At 69.9% G+C, this 19,074-nt stretch carries 18 protein-coding genes; 12 read left to right on the top strand and 6 right to left on the bottom strand.

The features are described 5' to 3' along the window. A partial coding sequence (locus tag AC2VOR_RS13515; protein ID WP_486963937.1) for a peroxiredoxin occupies positions 1-447 on the bottom strand: 447 nt, incomplete at its 3' end. Positions 448-558: 111 nt separating this feature from the next. Between AC2VOR_RS13515 and AC2VOR_RS13510 the strand changes: the two genes are divergently transcribed. The 12 genes from AC2VOR_RS13510 (at position 559) to AC2VOR_RS13455 (ending at position 12,493) form a co-directional block, all read left to right on the top strand. After that, on the top strand, positions 559-2,088 hold the full coding sequence (locus AC2VOR_RS13510) for an anthranilate synthase component I (RefSeq protein WP_369738939.1): 1,530 nt from the start codon (positions 559-561) through the stop codon (positions 2,086-2,088). Beyond that, complete coding sequence (locus AC2VOR_RS13505) at positions 2,085-2,753, top strand: TIGR02234 family membrane protein (RefSeq protein WP_369738938.1); 669 nt, start codon at positions 2,085-2,087, stop codon at positions 2,751-2,753. Before AC2VOR_RS13510 ends, AC2VOR_RS13505 begins: the two co-directional genes overlap by 4 nt. A gap of 100 nt (positions 2,754-2,853) precedes the next feature. Further along, positions 2,854-3,672 carry an indole-3-glycerol phosphate synthase TrpC gene (trpC, locus tag AC2VOR_RS13500; protein WP_486963936.1) on the top strand — a complete coding sequence of 273 codons (819 nt, stop codon included), beginning with the start codon at positions 2,854-2,856 and terminating at the stop codon, positions 3,670-3,672. Between the two features lie 43 nt (positions 3,673-3,715). Next, positions 3,716-4,975 (top strand): tryptophan synthase subunit beta, encoded by a 1,260-nt coding sequence (gene trpB, locus AC2VOR_RS13495; RefSeq protein ID WP_369738936.1) that lies wholly within the window; start codon positions 3,716-3,718, stop codon positions 4,973-4,975. Beyond that, positions 4,972-5,787, top strand: a complete 816-nt coding sequence (gene trpA, locus AC2VOR_RS13490) for a tryptophan synthase subunit alpha (RefSeq protein ID WP_369738935.1) — start codon at positions 4,972-4,974, stop codon at positions 5,785-5,787. The genes trpB and trpA overlap by 4 nt, the downstream gene beginning before the upstream one ends. Next, the gene (locus AC2VOR_RS13485) at positions 5,784-7,100 is read left to right on the top strand and encodes a prolipoprotein diacylglyceryl transferase (RefSeq protein ID WP_369738933.1); all 1,317 of its coding nucleotides are present in this window, start codon (positions 5,784-5,786) and stop codon (positions 7,098-7,100) included. Before trpA ends, AC2VOR_RS13485 begins: the two co-directional genes overlap by 4 nt. 233 nt (positions 7,101-7,333) lie before the next feature. Then, a complete protein-coding gene (locus AC2VOR_RS13480; RefSeq protein WP_369738932.1) occupies positions 7,334-7,717 on the top strand; it encodes an NINE protein in 384 nt (127 codons plus the stop codon). Next, entirely contained in the window at positions 7,707-8,129 is a 423-nt protein-coding gene (locus AC2VOR_RS13475) for a DUF2752 domain-containing protein (RefSeq protein ID WP_369738931.1), read from the top strand. The genes AC2VOR_RS13480 and AC2VOR_RS13475 overlap by 11 nt, the downstream gene beginning before the upstream one ends. Positions 8,130-8,219: 90 nt before the next feature. Next, positions 8,220-9,638: a pyruvate kinase gene (gene pyk, locus AC2VOR_RS13470; RefSeq protein ID WP_369738929.1), complete on the top strand. Its 1,419-nt coding sequence runs from the start codon at positions 8,220-8,222 to the stop codon at positions 9,636-9,638. 33 nt (positions 9,639-9,671) lie between these two features. Further along, positions 9,672-10,547: an acyl-CoA thioesterase II gene (locus AC2VOR_RS13465; protein ID WP_369741623.1), complete on the top strand. Its 876-nt coding sequence runs from the start codon at positions 9,672-9,674 to the stop codon at positions 10,545-10,547. 141 nt (positions 10,548-10,688) lie between these two features. Further along, positions 10,689-12,086, top strand: a complete 1,398-nt coding sequence (locus AC2VOR_RS13460) for a bifunctional lysylphosphatidylglycerol flippase/synthetase MprF (protein ID WP_486963935.1) — start codon at positions 10,689-10,691, stop codon at positions 12,084-12,086. Positions 12,087-12,202: 116 nt separating this feature from the next. Next, a complete protein-coding gene (locus tag AC2VOR_RS13455) occupies positions 12,203-12,493 on the top strand; it encodes an FmdB family zinc ribbon protein (protein WP_369738927.1) in 291 nt (96 codons plus the stop codon). 54 nt (positions 12,494-12,547) lie between these two features. On the opposite strand, the gene fmdA is transcribed toward AC2VOR_RS13455, so the two are convergent. From fmdA to AC2VOR_RS13430, 5 genes are all read right to left on the bottom strand, one after another. Then, positions 12,548-13,807 carry a formamidase gene (gene fmdA, locus AC2VOR_RS13450; protein ID WP_486963934.1) on the bottom strand — a complete coding sequence of 420 codons (1,260 nt, stop codon included), beginning with the start codon at positions 13,805-13,807 and terminating at the stop codon, positions 12,548-12,550. Between the two features lie 373 nt (positions 13,808-14,180). Continuing rightward, positions 14,181-15,842 (bottom strand): thiol reductant ABC exporter subunit CydC, encoded by a 1,662-nt coding sequence (gene cydC, locus AC2VOR_RS13445; protein ID WP_369738925.1) that lies wholly within the window; start codon positions 15,840-15,842, stop codon positions 14,181-14,183. Continuing rightward, on the bottom strand, positions 15,829-17,439 hold the full coding sequence (cydD, locus tag AC2VOR_RS13440; RefSeq protein WP_369738924.1) for a thiol reductant ABC exporter subunit CydD: 1,611 nt from the start codon (positions 17,437-17,439) through the stop codon (positions 15,829-15,831). The genes cydC and cydD overlap by 14 nt, the downstream gene beginning before the upstream one ends. A gap of 65 nt (positions 17,440-17,504) precedes the next feature. After that, positions 17,505-18,545, bottom strand: coding sequence for a cytochrome d ubiquinol oxidase subunit II (gene cydB, locus AC2VOR_RS13435; RefSeq protein ID WP_369738923.1), 1,041 nt, complete (start codon positions 18,543-18,545; stop codon positions 17,505-17,507). Between the two features lie 49 nt (positions 18,546-18,594). Then, on the bottom strand, positions 18,595-19,074 hold a 480-nt coding region (locus AC2VOR_RS13430; RefSeq protein ID WP_486963933.1), incomplete at its 5' end, for a cytochrome ubiquinol oxidase subunit I.

The following is a 19,074-nucleotide window of genomic DNA, read 5'->3' as shown; positions in this document are numbered from 1 at the left end:
CCGCAGCGTCTGCAGCGCCTTGTCGGCGTGGGTGTCCATGCTGAACTCGCTGGCGATCACGTCGAGCACCGTGCGATCGGTGTCGATGACGAACGTGGTGCGCTTGACCGGCATCAACTTGCCCAGCAGGCCGCGCTTGACGCCGAACTGCGCGGCCACCGTTCCGGCGCTGTCCGACAGCAGCGGATAGTCGAACTTCTGCATCTCGGCGAACTTGGCCTGCTTGGCGACGGTGTCGGCGCTGATGCCGACGCGGACCGCCCCGACCGCGGCGAATTCGTCGGCCAGGTCGCGGAAGTGGCAGGCCTCCTTGGTGCAGCCGGGCGTCATCGCGGCGGGGTAGAAGAACAGGACCACCGGTCCGTCGGCAAGCAGGGCGCTCAGTTTGCGCGGCGTTCCCGTCTGGTCGGGAAGTTCGAAGTCGGCCACGGTGTCACCAGGGTTCATGCGCGTCAACGCTACCGCCCGCGAACGCGACCACACGGTGAAAAGTCGGCGCGAAAGTCGCCCGGGTGTCACGCTCGCGGACCCCGGCCGCGCATCTGGGAGGATGGTTCGGTGCACGACCATTTCGCCGCCACCACCTCACGGGAGGACTTCCGCCGGCTGGCCGCAGAACACCGCGTCGTTCCGGTGACCCGCAAGGTGCTGGCCGACAGCGAGACGCCCCTGTCGGCCTACCGCAAACTCGCCGCCAACCGCCCGGGCACCTTCCTGCTGGAATCCGCCGAGAACGGGCGGTCCTGGTCGCGGTGGTCGTTCATCGGCGCGGGGGCGCCGTCGGCGCTGACCGTGCGCGACGGCCAGGCGGTGTGGCTGGGCGCCGTGCCGCAGGACGCGCCCACCGGCGGCGACCCGCTGCAGGCGCTGCGGGCCACGCTGGGGTTGCTGGCCACCGCCGCGCTGCCCGGGCTGCCGCCGCTGTCGGGCGGCATGGTCGGCTTCTTCGCCTACGACCTGGTGCGGCGCCTGGAAAGGCTGCCCGAGCTGGCCGCCGACGACCTGCACCTGCCCGACATGCTGCTTCTCCTGGCCACCGATGTGGCCGCGGTCGACCACCACGAGGGCACCATCACCCTGATCGCCAACGCGGTGAACTGGAACGCCACCGACGAGCACGTCGACGAGGCCTACGACGACGCGGTCGCGCGGCTCGACGTGATGACGACGGCGCTGGGCCAGGCGCTGGAGTCAACGGTCTCCACGTTCGGCACGCCCGAACCGCGGTTCCGCGCGCAGCGCAGCGTCGAGGAGTACGGCAAGATCGTCGATTACCTCGTCGAGCAGATCGCGGCTGGTGAGGCCTTCCAGGTGGTGCCCTCCCAGCGCTTCGAGATGGACACCAACGTCGATCCGATCGACGTCTACCGGATGCTGCGGGCCACCAATCCCAGCCCTTACATGTACCTGCTGCATGTCCCGAACAGCGATGGCGCAACTGACTTTTCGATCGTCGGATCCAGCCCCGAAGCGTTGGTCACCGTCGCCGAGGGCTGGGCGACGACGCACCCGATCGCCGGGACGCGGTGGCGGGGCAACAACGAAGAAGAAGATCAGCTGCTGGAAAAGGAGTTGCTGGCCGACGACAAGGAACGCGCCGAGCACCTGATGTTGGTCGACCTCGGCCGCAACGACCTCGGCCGCGTCTGCACCCCGGGCACCGTGCGCGTCGAGGACTACAGCCACATCGAGCGCTACAGCCACGTGATGCACCTGGTGTCGACGGTGACCGGGATGCTCGACGAGCACCGGACCGCACTGGACGCGGTGACGGCCTGCTTCCCGGCCGGGACGTTGTCCGGGGCGCCCAAGGTGCGGGCGATGGAGCTCATCGAGGAGGTGGAGAAGACGCGCCGCGGCCTCTACGGCGGGGTGGTCGGTTACCTCGACTTCGCCGGCAACGCCGACTTCGCGATCGCCATCCGCACCGCGCTGATGCGCGACGGCACCGCCTACGTGCAGGCCGGGGGCGGGGTGGTGGCCGATTCCAACGGGCCCTACGAGTACACCGAGGCGTCCAACAAGGCGCGCGCGGTGCTCAACGCGATCGCCGCCGCCGAAACGCTGACCGCCCCGGATGCGACGTGACCGCTGACCGGCGGGCCCGGCTGGCGATCCGCAGCGCACAGGTGCTGCTGGTTGCGGCCGCCGTCGCGCTGTGGGCGGCGTCGCGGCTGCCCTGGGTGAGAATCCGCTCGTTCGACGGGCTGGGCCCGCCCAAGCAGGTCACTTTGTCCGGGGCGACGTGGTCTACGGCGCTGCTGCCGCTGGCGCTGCTGATGCTGGCGGCGGCCGTCGCGGCGCTGGCGGTGGGCGGCTGGGCCCTGCGCGTGCTGGCGGCGTTGCTGGCCGCGGCCAGCCTGGCGGTGGGCTACCTCGGCATCAGCCTGTGGGTCGTCCCGGACGTGGCGGTGCGGGGCGCCGATCTGGCGCATGTTCCGACCATGACGCTGGTGGGAAGCGAGCGGCAGTACGGGGGCGCCGGGGTGGCGGTGGCGGCCGCCGTGTGCACGCTGATCGCCTCCGTTCTGCTGATGCGGGCGGCCGGCGATTCCGGGTCGGCCCGTTCGAGCGCAACGAAATACGCGGCACCCGCGACGCGCCGGTCGATTGCACTGCGGGATGCCGCCGGCGGGGCGATGCTGGAGGGGCAGGAGGCGCCGGGAATGTCGGAACGGATGATCTGGGATGCGCTTGACGAGGGCCGTGACCCCACGGAGCGGCCCGACGGCTCGGACAGCGAGGGGCGGTGACGTGCCCCACGTCCAGGGCCGCTACCCTTCATGGACGTCGTCGGAATCGGCTGGGCATCGTTGCGACTAGCCGGATGACAGTGGGAAGGAAACGACAGGCATGAGTCCGGCAACCGTGCTCGACTCCATCCTCGAGGGAGTCCGCGCCGATGTTGCCGCCCGCGAAGCCCTGATCGGCCTGTCGGAGATCAAAGCCGCCGCGGCGGCGGCCGCGCCGCCGCTCGACGTGATGGCCGCGCTGCGTCAGCCCGGCATCGGTGTGATCGCGGAGGTGAAGCGCGCCAGCCCGTCGGCGGGCGCGCTGGCGACCATCGCCGATCCGGCCAAACTGGCCCGGGCTTACGAGGACGGCGGCGCGCGGATCATCAGCGTGCTGACCGAGGAGCGGCGCTTCCGCGGCTCGCTCGACGACCTCGACGCCGTGCGGGCCGCCGTCTCGGTGCCGATCCTGCGCAAAGACTTTGTGATTCAGCCGTATCAGATCCACGAGGCCCGCGCCCACGGCGCCGACATGCTGTTGCTCATCGTGGCCGCGCTGGACCAGTCGGCGCTGGTGTCGATGCTGGACCGCACCGAATCGCTGGGGATGACGGCATTGGTGGAGGTGCACACCGAGGAGGAGGCAGACCGTGCGCTGACGGCCGGGGCCAAGGTGATCGGTGTCAATGCCCGCGACCTGACGACGCTGGAGGTGGACCGGGATTGCTTCGCGCGCATCGCGCCCGGGCTGCCCAGCAACGTGATCAGGGTGGCCGAGTCCGGTGTGCGCGGCACCGGGGACCTGTTGGCCTACGCCGGGGCGGGCGCCGACGCCGTGTTGGTCGGCGAAGGCCTGGTCAAGAGCGGTGACCCGCGCGCCGCGGTCGCCGACCTGGTCACCGCGGGCACCCATCCGTCCTGTCCGAAACCGGCTCGCTAGTCACGTTGATCGCAATGAGTCGTCCGCGCGTCGAGCCTTGGTGATGGTCGGTCTGCCCCGGCCGGACCTCCCTGTGATGAGTGCGGCCATCTCCGAACCCACCCGGCACGATCCCGACCCGGGCGGGCATTTCGGCGTTTACGGCGGCCGCTACCTGCCCGAGGCGTTGATGGCGGTGATCGAAGAGGTCACCGCTGCCTACGAGAAGGAACGCGTCAACCCCGACTTCCTGGGCACCCTCGACGACCTGCAGGAGCACTACACCGGGCGGCCGTCACCGCTGTATGAGGCCACGCGGCTGTCCGAGCACGCCGGCTCGGCGCGCATCTTCCTCAAGCGTGAGGACCTGAACCACACCGGATCCCACAAGATCAACAACGTCCTGGGCCAGGCCCTGCTCGCCCGCCGGATGGGCAAGAGCCGGGTGATCGCCGAGACCGGGGCGGGGCAGCACGGCGTGGCCACGGCCACCGCGTGCGCGCTGCTCGGGCTGGAGTGCGTGATCTACATGGGTGCGGTGGACACCGCGCGGCAGGCGCTCAACGTCGCCCGGATGCGGCTGCTGGGCGCCGAGGTCGTCTCGGTCGAAACCGGTTCCCGGACACTCAAGGACGCCATCAACGAGGCATTCCGGGACTGGGTCACCAACGCCGACCGAACGTATTACTGCTTCGGCACCGCGGCGGGACCGCACCCGTTCCCGACGATGGTGCGTGACTTCCAGCGGATCGTCGGCATGGAGACGCGCGTGCAGATCCAGCAGCAGGCGGGCCGGTTGCCGGACGCGGTGGTGGCCTGCGTCGGGGGCGGATCCAACGCGATCGGCATCTTCCACCCGTTCATCGACGACCCCGGTGTGCGGCTGATCGGTTACGAGGCGGCCGGTGAGGGCGTCGAAACCGGAAGGCACGCAGCCACTTTCGCCGGAGGTTCGCCAGGGGCGTTTCAGGGATCATTCTCCTACCTGCTGCAGGACGAGGACGGTCAGACCATCGAATCCCATTCGATCTCGGCGGGTCTGGATTACCCTGGGGTGGGTCCCGAGCACGCGCATCTGAAGGAGACCGGGCGTGCCGAGTACCGGCCCATCACCGACTCCGAGGCGATGGAGGCGTTCCGATTGCTGTGCCGCACGGAAGGCATCATCCCGGCCATCGAATCCGCGCACGCGGTGGCCGGTGCGTTGCAGCTGGGTTCCGAGTTGGGTTCGGGGGCCGTCATTGTCGTCAATCTGTCGGGCCGCGGCGACAAGGACGTCGAGACGGCGGCGAAATGGTTCGGCCTCCTGGAGCCCGGCGAGTGATGACCGTGGAACAACGCGAGGCAAGCAGGCTGGGGCCGGTCTTCGACGCGTGCCGCGCCGACGCGCGTGCCGCGCTGATCGGCTACCTGCCCACCGGCTACCCCGACGTGGCGGGGTCGGTGGCCGGGATGCTCGCCCTGGTCGAATCCGGTTGCGACATCATCGAAGTCGGCGTGCCCTATTCAGATCCCGGCATGGACGGCCCAACGATCGCCCGCGCCACCGAGGCCGCGTTGCGCGGGGGAGTGCGAGTCCGGGACACGCTGGCGGCGGTCGAAGCGATCAGCGCGGCCGGCGGGCACGCCGTGGTGATGACGTACTGGAACCCGGTGCTGCGCTACGGGGTTGACGCGTTTGCGCGCGATCTGGCGTCGGCCGGCGGGTACGGTCTCATCACTCCCGACCTGATCCCCGACGAGGCCGGGCAGTGGATGGCGGCATCCGAGGAGCATCGGTTGGATCGCATCTTCCTGGTGGCGCCGTCATCGACGCCGGAGCGCCTGGTGGGCACCGTGAAGGCGTCGCGGGGGTTCGTCTACGCGGCCTCGACGATGGGGGTGACCGGGGCGCGCGACGCGGTTTCGCACGCCGCACCCGAACTGGTCAAGAGGGTGAAAGCGGTGTCGGACATACCTGTCGGAGTCGGCCTGGGGGTGCGCTCGCGGGAGCAGGCCGCGCAGATCGGCAGCTACGCCGACGGCGTCATCGTCGGGTCCGCACTGGTGTCGGCACTGACCGACGGGCTGCCCGCGTTGCGCGCGTTGACCGGAGAGCTCGTCTCCGGCGTCCGCGAGCGGGCGTCCGGTTCATGATGATGCGGCCCGAGTTCATTCCCAGCCCACCGCAGGGTGTCTGGCACCTGGGGCCGCTGCCCCTGCGCGCCTACGCGCTGTTCATCATCGTCGGCATCGTGGCCGCGCTGCTGATCGGCGACCGGCGCTGGGAGGCCCGCGGCGGCCAGCGCGGCGTGATCTACGACATCGCGCTGTGGGCGGTGCCGTTCGGGTTAATCGGCGGCAGGCTCTATCACCTCGCCACCGATTGGCGGACCTACTGGGGGCCCGGCGGCGCCGGGTTCGGGGCGGCGCTGCGCATCTGGGACGGCGGCCTGGGCATCTGGGGTGCGGTCGCGCTCGGCGGCGTCGGCGCGTGGATCGGTTGCCGCCGTCGCGGGATTCCGTTGCCGGCCTTCGCCGACGCGATCGCCCCGGGAATCGTCCTGGCGCAGGCCATCGGCCGGCTGGGCAACTATTTCAACCAGGAGCTCTACGGCCGGGAGACGACGCTGCCGTGGGGCCTGGAGATCTTCTACCGGCGCGACCCGTCGGGCTACGTCGACACCCATTCGCTGGACGGGGTTTCGACCGGCCAGGTGGCCCTGGTCGTGCAGCCGACGTTCCTGTACGAATTGCTCTGGAACCTGCTGGTTTTCGCCGCCCTGATCTATGCGGACCGATGGTTCAGGCTGGGCCACGGGCGGCTGTTCGCGCTGTACGTGGCCGGTTACTGCGTTGGTCGCTTCTGCGTCGAGCTGTTGCGTGACGATCCCGCCACCCACATCGCCGGAATCCGGATCAACTCGTTCACCTCGACGTTCGTGTTCATCGGGGCGGTCGTCTACACCATTCTGGCGCCGAAGGGTCGCGAGGATCCCGCCAGCTTGCGCGGCAACGATTACATCGCCGAAGAGGCGGAACCAGAAACCGTTCGGAGGGAAGAGCTTTCGACCGTCGCATCGCCCGCGGCGGAGACCGTGCCGGCCCCGGTGGGCACGGCCGGCGACGACCAACCCCCCGACGTGGGAGAGAAGGCCGAGCCTGCAGCCGAGGAGCCTGCAGCGGCGGAGCCTGCAGCCGAGGAGGCCGAAGCCGCGGAGGCGGTGGCCGCGGAGCCCGACGCCGCGGAGCCCGAAGCCGCGGCGTCTGAAGCCGCGGAGCCGGAGCCCGAAGCCGCGGAAGCCGAAGCCGCGGCGCCCGAAGCCGACGCGGAAGAGCCGGTTGCCGCCGGCGAAACCGAGGAACCACCAACCGAAACACCCATCGACGCGCCTGAAGCCGACGAGCCCCCCGGGCGAACGCGGCGGCGGTGGGCACTGCGTCCCCGAAGCCGGCGTTCCGGCCGTTAAAGACCCCGAAAAGCCTGCGGCTTCCCCGGCGCCTCGAGGGCCGGCGTCACACCAGTCACAGCCGCACCGGGGACAGGCAGTAGCCGTTGTGCCCGCCTTCGAGCGACAAAACCCGGGCGGCTCGCACCCTGTCGCTATGAGGCGGGCACAAAGAGTGCCGACTCCTACCAGTTACTCGTGTGGCGGATGTGATCAGCGCCCCCAAGTCCCGGCGCATCTGGCATGCTGCACATGTGACCGATCCGTCGTGGGGCGACCCCGGGTCCGGCGCGCCGCCGCCACCGCCGCCCGGATATCCGCCGCCCTACCATTACTACCCGGCGCCCGGGCCTTACTTCGACCCGTCCGCACCCTTCGGCCGTCACCCCCTGACCGGACAACCCTTTTCGGACAAATCGAAAGTCGTGGCGGCCCTTCTGCAGCTGCTCGGACTGCTCGGCCTCGTCGGGCTCGGTCGCATCTACCTCGGCCAGACGGGCTTGGGGATCGCGCAGTTGATCGTCGGCCTGGCGACGTGCGGACTCGGCGCCGTCATCTGGGGCATCGTCGACGCCGTCTTGATATTGACCGACAAGGTCAGCGATCCCGAGGGCAGGCCGTTGCGTGATGGCACCTGAGGAGGCGTCGCGGGCGGGGCCGCGCCTTCAACGCCTCTACACCGCGGCCGGCACGTCGGTACTGCTGGCCGGCGCACTGGGTTATGTCGCTCGCGTCGACCCGCATCACGCGCACTCGCTCTACCCGCCGTGCCCGTTCAAGTGGCTCACCGGCTGGAACTGCCCCTTGTGCGGGGGGCTTCGGATGACGCATGACTTGCTGCACGGCGACCTGCCGGCCGCCGTCAGCGACAACCTCTTCGCGCTCGTCGGTATCCCGCTGCTGGCCGGGTGGCTTCTGCTGCGCCGCCGCCACGGCCGGGAGCCGTTGCCGATACCGGCCGCGCTGGCGATCACGCTCGTCGCGGCCGTGTGGACGGTGGTGCGCAATCTTCCCGGATTTCCGCTCGTGCCGACCGTTCTCGGTGGGTAGCGGCCCCGTGTCGCGGTTTCTCGGGTGGCTAATCGCGGCGCCACCCTGCGGTCACCCCCGTTGCAACCGGCAAGACTATGCTGGGTCGGCGTGAGTAGACGCGGGAAGATCGTCTGCACCCTTGGCCCTGCAACCCAATCCGACGAACTGATTCTGGCGCTGGTCGAAGCCGGAATGGACGTGGCCCGTTTGAACTTCAGCCACGGCGACTACGCGGATCACAAGGCCGCCTACGAGCGCGTGCGGGCCGCCTCCGACACCACCGGCCGCGCCGTCGGTGTGCTCGCCGACCTGCAGGGCCCGAAGATCCGGCTGGGGCGCTTCGCGACCGGGCCCACCTACTGGGCCGACGGGGAGACGGTGCGGATCACCGTCGCCGAATGCGAGGGCAGCCACGACCGGGTGTCGACCACCTACAAGCGACTGGCCAAAGACGCCGCGGTCGGCGACCGCGTCCTGGTCGACGACGGCAAGGTTGGCCTGGTGGTCGATGCCATCGAGGGCGACGACGTGGTCTGCACGGTCGTCGAGGGCGGTCCGGTGAGCAACAACAAGGGCATGTCGTTGCCCGGCATGAACGTGTCCGCCCCGCCCTTGTCGGAGAAGGACATCGCGGACCTCACCTTCGCGATGGAGCTCGGCGTCGACATCGTCGCGCTGTCGTTCGTGCGCTCGCCGTCGGACATCGAGCTGGTGCACGAGGTGATGGACCGGCTCGGCCGGCGGGTGCCGGTGATCGCCAAGCTGGAAAAGCCCGAAGCCGTCGACAATCTCGAGGCCATCGTGCTGGCATTCGACGGCATCATGGTCGCTCGCGGCGATCTGGGTGTCGAATTGCCTCTGGAAGAGGTTCCGCTGGTGCAGAAGCGGGCCATCCAGATGGCCAGGGAGAACGCCAAACCCGTCATCGTGGCCACCCAGATGCTGGACTCGATGATCGAGAACTCGCGACCGACGCGCGCCGAGGCCTCCGACGTCGCCAACGCCGTGCTCGACGGCGCCGACGCGCTGATGCTGTCCGGGGAGACCTCGGTGGGCAAGTACCCGATGGCCGCGGTGAAGACGATGTCGCGCATCGTGTGCGCCGTCGAGGAGAACTCCACCGCCGCGCCGCCGCTGACCCACGTGCCGCGCACCAAGCGCGGGGTGATCTCGTATGCGGCCCGCGACATCGGCGAGCGGCTCGATGCCAAGGCGCTGGTCGCGTTCACCCAGTCCGGTGACACCGTGCGGCGCCTGGCCCGATTGCACACCCCGCTGCCGCTGCTGGCCTTCACGGCATGGCCCGAGGTGCGCAGCCAGCTCGCCATGACGTGGGGCACCGAGACGTTCATCGTCCCGATGATGAAGTCCACCGACGGCATGATCCGCGAAGTCGACAGATCGCTGCTCGACCTCGGTCGTTACAAGCGCGGTGACCTGGTGGTGATCGTCGCCGGCGCCCCGCCGGGCACGGTAGGTTCGACCAACCTGATCCATGTGCACCGGATCGGGGAGGACGACGTCTAGCCCGAAGGAGAGCCCGTGCCGGCCGGTGATGCGATGAACGATGCGCCCGACTTCAAGGAACTGCTGGCGGTCCTGGACCTGGACCGCGTCGCCGACGACCGGTTCCTCGGCTCGCACCCCAGCAAGAACCCGATGCGGACGTTCGGCGGGCAGCTCATGGCGCAGTCGTTCGTCGCGAGCAGCCGAACGCTGCCTTCGCAGGGCCTGCCGCCCAGCGCGCTCTCGGTGCATTTCGTCAACGGCGGCGACACCGCCAGGGACATCGAATTCCGGGTCACGCGGCTGCGCGACGAGCGGCGCTTCGCCAACCGGCGCGTCGACGCGGTGCAGGACGGCGTGGTGCTGTCCTCGGCGCTGATCTCCTACATGTCCGGCGGCCCCGGCCTCGAGCACGGCGTCAAGCCTCCGCAGGTCGGGCAGCCCGAGAACCACCCGCCGATCGGCGAGTTGCTGCGCGGCTACGAGGAGACCGTCCCGCACTTCGTCAACGCCCTGCATCCGATCGAATGGCGCTTCACCAACGATCCCTCCTGGGTGATGCGGGACAAGGGCGAGCGCCTCCCGCACAACCGCGTGTGGCAGAAGGCGCTGGGCGTGCTGCCCGACGATCCGGTGCTGCACACCGCCGCCCTGGTTTACTCCTCGGACACCACGGTGCTCGACTCGGTCATCACCACCCACGGCCTGTCCTGGGGTTACGATCGCATCTTCGCTGCCTCGGCCAACCATTCGATCTGGTTCCACCGGCAGGTCAACTTCAACGACTGGGTGCTTTACTCGACGTCCTCGCCGGTGGCCGCCGACTCCCGCGGGCTGGGAACCGGGCATTTCTTCGACCGCGCGGGGCAAGTCATCGCCACGGTGGTGCAGGAGGGCGTCCTGTTATATTTCCCGTCCGCCGGCCGATAGAGGAATTGCCGGACCCGCACGTCAGCCCCCGATTTCGGCCGACAACGCCACGATTGGCGCGTAGCTTCGCACCAGGCCGGGTATTTGGTGTGGAGGCGGCGGGCTGTCGCCCAGCTAACGTAAGCGCATCGGGAGGTGAAGGTGAACGGGCCGCTGGTGGATGTCGTAGCAAAGCCCCCCGCCCGCGAACGCGTGGTCGTCAGCGTCGACTCGCGGGCGGCCCGCCTGATCGGCGCCCTGGCCCTGCTGTGCGCGGCGTGCTGGCTGATCGAGATCGTCGCCCGCCAGCATGGGCGGCCGGACTGGTATCACTCCGACCGTGTGGCGTGGTCGCTGACCGTTTTGGTCGCGGTCGGGTGGATCGCCCGCGGCATCTTCCTGGGCCGTCCGGTGACGGCCGCCCATGCCACCGCCGCCGCCCTGTGCCTGCTGGCCGGGCTGGGACTGCAGGTGCTGGCGTTCGACCTGATCGGGGACCTGGTTATCGCGAGTTCAGGCCTGGTGTTGATGTGGCCGACGACGTCGCATCCGCGGCCCGAGGATCTGCCGCGGGCCTGGAGGCTGATCGACGCCACCCGTGGCGACCCGCTGGCGCCGTTCACGATGCAGACGGGCAAGACCTTCCACTTCAGCGCGGATGGCGGGGCGGCGCTGGCTTACCGGACGCGGTTGGGCATCGCCGTCGTCGGGGGAGACCCGATCGGCGAAGAGGCGCAGTTCCCGCACCTCGTCGCCGACTTCGCGGCCATGTGCCACGCCCACGGCTGGAGGATCGCAGTGATCGGGTGCAGCGAAGCGCGCCTCGGGCTGTGGCAGGATCCGGTCGTGATCGGCCACTCGCTGCGTGCCGTGCCGATCGGCCGCGACGTCGTCGTCGACGTGCCCGGTTTCGACCTGGTGGGGCGCAAGTTCCGCAACTTGCGGCAGGCGGTCAAGCGCACGCACAACTGCGGCATCACCACCGAGATCGTCGCCGAGCAGGAACTCGACCACACGCTGCTGGCCGAGCTCACCGAGGTGGTTCGGGAGTCCACCAAGGGCGCGCACAGCGATCGCGGCTTCCACATGAACCTCGACGGCGTGCTGGAGGGCCGCTTCCCCGGCATACAGCTGATTCTGGCCCGGGACGCTGCGGGCAAAGTGCAAGGGTTCCACCGCTACGCGACCGCGGGCGGCGGCACTGAGATCACCCTCGACGTGCCGTGGCGCCGGCGCGGGGCCCCCAACGGGATCGACGAGCGGCTCAGCGTCGACATGATCATGGCCGGCAAGGAGAACGGGGCTCAGCGGCTGTCGCTGGCGTTCGCGGCGTTCCCAGAGATCTTCGAGGAAAAGCACCGAGGCCGGCTACAAGCCGTCTTCTACCACCTGATCCACGTCCTCGACCCGCTGATCGCGCTGGAGTCGCTGTACCGGTACGTGCGGAAATGGCATGCGCTTGACGCGCGACGCTACGCGCTGATCTCGATGACGCAGCTGGTGCCCCTGCTGTTCGTGCTGTTGTCGCTGGAGTTCATGCCGCGCCGGCGTCACCTGTAAATGGCCGGAAAGCGTTGCGGCGCAAGTAATTACCGCTGACTAAGCGTCCACGGCGCTGGACGGCGGCCCGTTCCGCGAAGCGGCGGGGATGAACCGGCGACCGGCTACTATTTCCTATGGCCACATACGCGTATCGATGCACGCAACACGGCGAGTTCGACGTCAGATGCCCGTTGGGAACGGCGCCCGCCGAGTCGGCGTGTCCGGTATGCAACGGCTGGGCAGGCCGCGTCTTTCGTGCGCCGATGCTGTCGCTGGCGCCCCGCGCGTTGGTGACCGCAATCGACCGAACCGAGAAATCGCGCGACGAACCCGAGGTGGTGTCGGCTCTGCCGCCACGATCGGCGCCAGCGCACAATCCGGCGCCGGCACAGAATCCCGCATGGCGGCGTCTCCCGCGGCCGTGAGCGACTCCTCGCCGGCAAGCCCCGGCTTTTAGCGCTTTCCTCGAGCGGCGGTCATCAGGATCCGGCAGAAGCCGTCGGGACGCCCACCCCGGGGTCGATTTGCGTCGGCCCATCGGCTGAGGGACGCACATCGATGTCGAAGATCTCGGTGGGGATGTAAACCGTTGAACACGAGTTCGGGATGTCAACAACGCCGGAGAGTCTGCCCTCGATCGGTGCCGAACCAAGAATCATGTACGCCTGGATAGGGCTGTAGCCGAACTTGGACAGGTAGTCGATCGCGTGTAGACAGGCTCGCTGGTAGGACAGGTGCGAGTCCAGGTAGCGCTGGACGCCGTCGAGCGTGACCGACGTTCCCGAGAACGCCAGCCATTGGCTGAATTGCGGGCTGACGTTGCCGGGCAGGAAGATCGCGTTCTCGGTGACGCCGTAGGTCTCCATCCCGCCTTTGATCAGGTCGACGTGCAGGTCCAGAAATCCGCCCATCTCGATGGCGCCGCAGAAGGTGATCTCGCCGTCTCCCTGGGAGAAGTGCAGGTCTCCCACGGACAGGTTTGCGCCGTCGACGAAGACCGGATAGAAGACCCGTGTTCCCTTGGTGAAGTTCTTGATGTCCTGGTTGCCGCCGTTCTCCCGCGGCGGAGCGGTGCGTGCCGCCTCGGCGGCAACCCGATCGAATTCCTCACCGGAGAGGCTGCCCAGGATCGCCGAATCCGCCAGGGGCGGCAGCGCCAGCGGTGGCACCCGGTCCGGGTCGGTGTCGATGAGTGCCTGTTCACGGGCGTTCCATTTCGCCAGTAGCTCCGGCGAGGGCGCCGTCCCCATCAGCCCAGGATGCACGATGCCCGTGTACGACACCCCCGGCACATGTCGCGATGTGGCCACCCCACCCTGAAAGTCCCAGACGACCTTGTAGGCGTCGGGGAACTGCTCGGTCAAGAACCCGCCGCCGTTCTGCTTGGCAAATACGCCGGTGTAGCCCCAGCCCTGGCCGGCCAGCGGTCCCGAGTCCTCCTGGGGGAGGGGTCCGACATCGAGGATGTCGACGATGAGCAGGTCACCGGGCTTGGCGCCCCGCACGGCGATCGGCCCGCTGAGCACGTGCACCGCGGCGAGTGGCGCGTTCAGGATGTCTTCCGCGGAGTCGTCGTTGTGGATCGCGCCATCGAACCACTCACGGCAGTGGACCCGAAACGTGTCTCCCGGTTTCACCTCAACCTGAGCCGGGATGGCCCAGTGCCACCGATTGTGGCCGACTATCTGCTGGTCGGTGAATGACTTGGTGGAATCAAGTGGAAAGACTACCTGTGGCACAAGGCCTCCTGATTGTTGCGGGCGTGGACTTCCTGCAGTGGCTAGACGAAAATCTACAAGCCAACGCCGCAATAGCCAGGACCTCTGCGCGTTCCGCTTGAGTAACTGCATCGAAAAATGCTGCGGTGCAGACTATTGCGCTGAACCACGACTTCCGACACGCTGATGCGCCGAGGTGTCGCAGATCCGTAGTGGTACGCACCGAGGTTGCTGCGCCGGCAAACTCGCGCAGCAACGCGTCGTCCTTGCGGTGATCGGTCCCGAGTTCGACGAACTAACTTATGACCACAACGGTTTCGGGCATCGCCCTGCCCGGCGGGACGTCGTTGCCCGCAAGCGCGTGGGACGTGCCCGGGCGCGATGGCGGCGCGGATCAACTGGTCCGTGCGGCAGGTTCGATGTGCAGTTGCAGGCAGTCCACGCCCGCGGGCAGGTGGTGGGTGGCCACGACCACGGTCCGCGCCGCTGCGAACAGGCCGTGACCGTCGCCGCCGAGCAGGTCCTCCAGTAGCCGGCCCGCGTCCGCCGCGTCGAGATGCTCGGTGGGCTCGTCGAGCAGGACGATCCGGGCGGGTGAGATCACCGCCCGCGCCAGCAGCAACCGCCTGCGCTGGCCCGCCGACAGCGCCTGGGCGCCCCCGGTCAGCACCGTGGACAGGCCGTCGGGCAGACCGGCCAGCCACGCTCCGAGCCCGACGGCATCCAGCGCCGCCGTCAGCTGGTCGTCGCCGCAGTCGCCGCGGGCCACCAGCAGGTTGTCCCGGACGGTGGTGGCGAACACGTGCGCGTCCTCGGCGAAAAAGCTGACGGCACGGGGTAGTCGGTCGTCGTCGAACCGGCGCAGGTCTGTTCCGTCCAGCAGCACCCGGCCCTCCAGCGGGGGCAGCAGCCCGGCCAGCGTCATCAGCAGCGTCGTCTTCCCCGAACCGCTGGGACCGGTGACGGCCAACCGGGAGCCAGGCGGCAGGTCGAGCTCGATCCCGCCCGGCCCCGCCGCATCAGAGTGACCGCACCGGACGGCGGCTGACAACCGGCCGGTGCCGGCCGGGGGCGGCTCCGCGGCCCGCGCGGGTCCGGTCGCAGCCTCTGGCGTCAGGTCGAGCAGGCGCCGCGCGGCGATCCGCGACCGCGTCAGCTGCACGGCGGCGGCCGGCAGCGGTGTCGTCGCCTCGAAGGCCGACAGCGGCAACAACATCAGCACCGCCAGGGTGGTCGGTGCGACCGAGGGGGCCAGGCCGATGCCGGCCGCCACCGCGCCGAGCACGCTGACCCCGATCGCGACGGTGGGCATCGCCTCGGCAATCGCGGCCGGGCGGGCCGCGGCATCCAGGGCATCGCCCCACGCGCGCTGGCGGCGCTGCGACTCGGCGATCACCCCGCCCAGCGCGCCGGCGACACGCAGCTCCGGCGCATGCTCGAGCGCGAGCATCGCCGACGCGTCACGCCGGGCATGGTGCCGGCGGGCGAGCTCCTCCCGGGTGGCCGCTGCCCGGCCGGCCAGCCGGGGCGCCAGCACGCCCGCGAACAGCAGGCAGACTGCCAGCACCGCCGCCGCCGCCGGGGAGATGGCCGCGATTACCGCGGTCGCGGCTACTGCGAGCACCGCCGCGACGCCGATCGGCACCAGCGCGCGTACCAGCACGTCGGCCAGTTCGTCGACATCGGCGCCCACGCGCGCCACCAGCTCGCCGCTGGACAACCGTGCGGCGGCGCCGGCCGGCCCCCGGGCCAGCCGGCGATAGATCTGCGTCCGGGCGGTGCCCGCGGCGCGCAGCGCGGTGTCGTGGGTGGCCAGCCGCTCGCAGTAGTGGAGCAAGCCCCGCGAGATCGCGAACGTGCGCACCGCCACCACCGCGATCGACAGGTCCAGCACCGGCGGCATCTGCCAGGCCCGGGTGATCAGCCACGCCGAGACACCGGCCAGGGCCAGCGCGCTGCCCAGCGACAGCACGCCCAGCCCGATCGCCGCCAGCACGCGGGGCAGCCGCGGACGCAACAGGCGCAGGGCGGCGGGGAGCGGGTCAGACTGCCGCATACCGCACCCCGGTCGCGGCGGCGACCTCGACGACCCGGTCCCCGACGGCCACGACGGGCTCGCGGTGGCCGACGACCACCACGGTCGCGCCGGCGCGCGCCCGGTCGACGATGGCGCGCAGCACGAGCGCCTCGGTGCGGGCGTCCAGGTGCGCGGTCGGTTCGTCGAGCAGCAGCAATGGCGCCGCCGACCCGAGCGCTCGCGCGAGCCCCAGCCGCTGCCGCTGCCCCAGGGACAGCCCGACGCCCCCGCGCCCGAGCACGGTGTTCACCCCGTCGGGCAGCTCGGCCAGCACGGTGTCGAAAGCCGCTGCGGCGCAAGCGGCGTCGCGATCGGCCAGCGGGCCGAACAGGTCCAGGTTGTCGGCGACGGTACCCGGGACCAATACCGGTCGCTGCGGCAGCCAGGACAGCTGCCGCCACCACGCGCCCGGTTCGAGGTCGGCGACGTCGACCCCGGCCACGGTGACGCGGCCCGACGACGGCGGCGTCAGGCCGGCGATCGCCTGCAGCGTGGTGCTCTTGCCGGCCCCGTTGCGTCCCGTCAGCACCGTCACGCGGCCGGGTTCGAGCACGGCGGTCAGGTCGCACGGCGCGCGACCGTCACGGCCGGTGACGCTGAGGTTTTCCAGGCGAATCTCGGCGCCGCGCGCGGCCACGGTGCGGTGCCGCGGCGTCGCGGCCTCCGGTTCGCCGATGAGCGCGAATGCCCGGTCGGCGGCGGCCCGGCCGTCCTGGGCGGCGTGGAATTCCACGCCGATGCGACGCAGCGGCCAGTACACGTCCGGCGCGAGCAGCAGCACGGTCAGCCCGGTGGCCAGCGACATCTCCCCGAACACCAGCCGCAGGCCGATCCCGACGGCGATCAGCGCCACCCCCAGCGTGGCCAGCAATTCGAGCACCAGCGCCGAGAGGAACGCGATCCGTAGCGTCGCCATCGCCGACCGACGGTGGGCGGCGGCCAGTTCGGCGATCCGGTGTTCGGGGCCCGTGGCGCGGCCCAGCGCCCGCAGCGTCGGGATCCCGGCGATCAGGTCCAGCAGCCGCGCCTGCAGCGTCGTCATGGCCGTCAGCGCCGCCGCCGACCGCTCCGCGGTCGCCAGCCCGATCAGCACCATGAAAAGCGGTATCAGGGGCAGGGTGATCACCACGATCACCGTTGATTTCAGGTCGTAGCAGGCGATCACGGCCACGGTCGCCGGCGTCAGGATCCCGGCGAGCACCAGCGTGGGCAGGTATCCGGTGAAGTACGGGCGCACGCCGTCGAGACCGCGCGTGACCACCACCGCGGCGTCGTCGCGCTGCGCGGCGAGTTCGGCCGGCGGGCGGGCGGTGACCGCCGCCAGCACCTGGCCGTTGAGATCGGCGATGACCGCGCTGGCTCCCCGTTGGCCCAGCCGCGCCTGCAGCCAGTGCGTCACGGCGCGCACCGCCCACAGCGCGGCCAGGGCCGACAACGGGCCCAGCCAGCCGCGCAGTCCGGGCGGGGGGTGGGCCACCGCGCGGGCGACGAGGTGCCCCAGCACGATCGCCGAGCCGACCGCGCAGGCCGAGATCACCACGCCACAGCCCACCGCGGCGACCAGGTAGCGGCGCACCGCGCCCGATGCCCGCCACAGTCGCGGGTCCAGCGGCCCCCTGGTGGTTTGCGCGTCGTTCGCGCTCAGGAGCCGCGCCTCGCCAGGCCGATGGACGCCGGTATCCGCTCAGCCGAAATCCGTTGCCGGAAAACCCAATACGTCCACGCCTGGTATACCAGCGTCAAGGGCAGCATGAACACCGTCACCCACGTCATGATCTTGAGCGTGTAGGGGGTGGACGAGGCGTTGTAGATCGTCACGCTCCATTGCCTGTTCAGCGTCGAGGGCACCAGGTTCGGATACAGCGCGCCGAACAACAGGACCACCACGGCGGCAACGACCGCCGCGACGCAGGCGAACGCCCAGCCGTCGGAAACACGGCGCCACACCAGGCCCACCGCCGCCAGTTGGGCGACCACCGCGGCCGCCAGCACCAGCCACGTCCAGCTCTTGCCGTAGGCCAGCTGGGTCCACAGGCCGAAGCCCCCGACCAGTGCGGTCACCGGAAGCGACAGCCACACCGCGAACCGGTGGGCGTCGTCGCGCATGGTTCCGGAGGTCTTCAGCGCCACGAATACCGCGCCGTAGAACGCGAACAGTCCAGCCGTGGCCAGCCCGCCGAAAAGCGTGTAGGGGTTGAGCACGTCGGTGATCGACAGGTTTACCCGGCCGGCGGCGTCCACCGGAAGCCCGCGCACCAGGATCGCGAACGCCACGCCCCACAACACGGCGGGCAGCCAGGACCCGGCCGCGATACCCAGATCGGCCCAGACCCGCCAGCGCGTGTCGTCGATCTTGCCCCGCCACTCGATCGCGACCGAGCGCACGATCATGCCGACCAGGATGGCCAGCAGCGGCAGGTACAGGGTGGAGAACAAGGTGGCATACCACCCGGGGAACGCGGCGAACATCGCCGCGCCGCCGGTGATCAGCCACACCTCGTTGCCGTCCCACACCGGCCCGATGGTGTTCAGGGCCGCGCGGCGGTGCAGTTCGGGGTCGCCGATGCCGACGCGGGCGAATGGCTCCATCAACATGCCGACGCCGAAGTCGAAGCCCTCGAGAATGAAGAAACCGAGAAACAACGCGGCGATGGCGCCGAACCACAACTCTTGCAGACCCACCGATCAGCTCCCTTCCGAACCCGACCCCGTCGACGCCCCGGTAGGCACCTCAGTAGGCAAAAGACAACGGTGCCACCTCGTCCGCGCCGGGTGGCGGGGGCGGCGCCGGTTCGGCGTCGTGCTCCAGCGGGCCCTCGGTGACGTAACGTTTCAGCAACCAGAACCAGCCCACCGCAAGGACCCCGTAGACCAGCGTGAACGTCACCAACGAGGTGACCACCATGGCGGGGGCGTGATGCGAGACCGCCTGGCCGACGGTGAACCGCACCTGCTGGTCACCGGTCGGGTTGGGTGCGACGATCCACGGCTGGCGGCCCATCTCGGTGAACACCCACCCCGCCGCGTTGGCCAGGAACGGGGTGGGAATCGTCACCAGCGCCAGCCGCGAGAGCCACCGCTGATCGGGATTGCGGCCACCGCGGGTCAACCAAAGCACCGCCAACGCGAACAGCACCGGGATCGCCAGCAGCCCGATCATCGCGCGGAACGCCCAGTACGTGACGAACATGTTGGGCCGGTAGTCGTTCGG

The organism is Mycobacterium sp. TH-M103 (assembly GCF_057473785.1).
Note: the sequence above shows the minus strand (reverse complement) of the source record. Positions and strands in the feature narration are given on the sequence as shown.

Excerpts from the sequence above, each read along its gene's own strand:
- trpC (WP_486963936.1), top strand. The coding sequence starts at position 2,854 with ATGAGTCCGGCAACCGTGCTCGACTCCATCCTCGAGGGAGTCCGCGCC.
- trpB (WP_369738936.1), top strand. The coding sequence starts at position 3,716 with ATGGTCGGTCTGCCCCGGCCGGACCTCCCTGTGATGAGTGCGGCCATC.
- AC2VOR_RS13485 (WP_369738933.1), top strand. The coding sequence starts at position 5,784 with ATGATGATGCGGCCCGAGTTCATTCCCAGCCCACCGCAGGGTGTCTGG.
- AC2VOR_RS13475 (WP_369738931.1), top strand. The coding sequence starts at position 7,707 with ATGGCACCTGAGGAGGCGTCGCGGGCGGGGCCGCGCCTTCAACGCCTC.
- AC2VOR_RS13465 (WP_369741623.1), top strand. The coding sequence starts at position 9,672 with ATGAACGATGCGCCCGACTTCAAGGAACTGCTGGCGGTCCTGGACCTG.
- AC2VOR_RS13455 (WP_369738927.1), top strand. The coding sequence starts at position 12,203 with ATGGCCACATACGCGTATCGATGCACGCAACACGGCGAGTTCGACGTC.
- cydC (WP_369738925.1), bottom strand. The coding sequence starts at position 15,842 with ATGCGGCAGTCTGACCCGCTCCCCGCCGCCCTGCGCCTGTTGCGTCCG.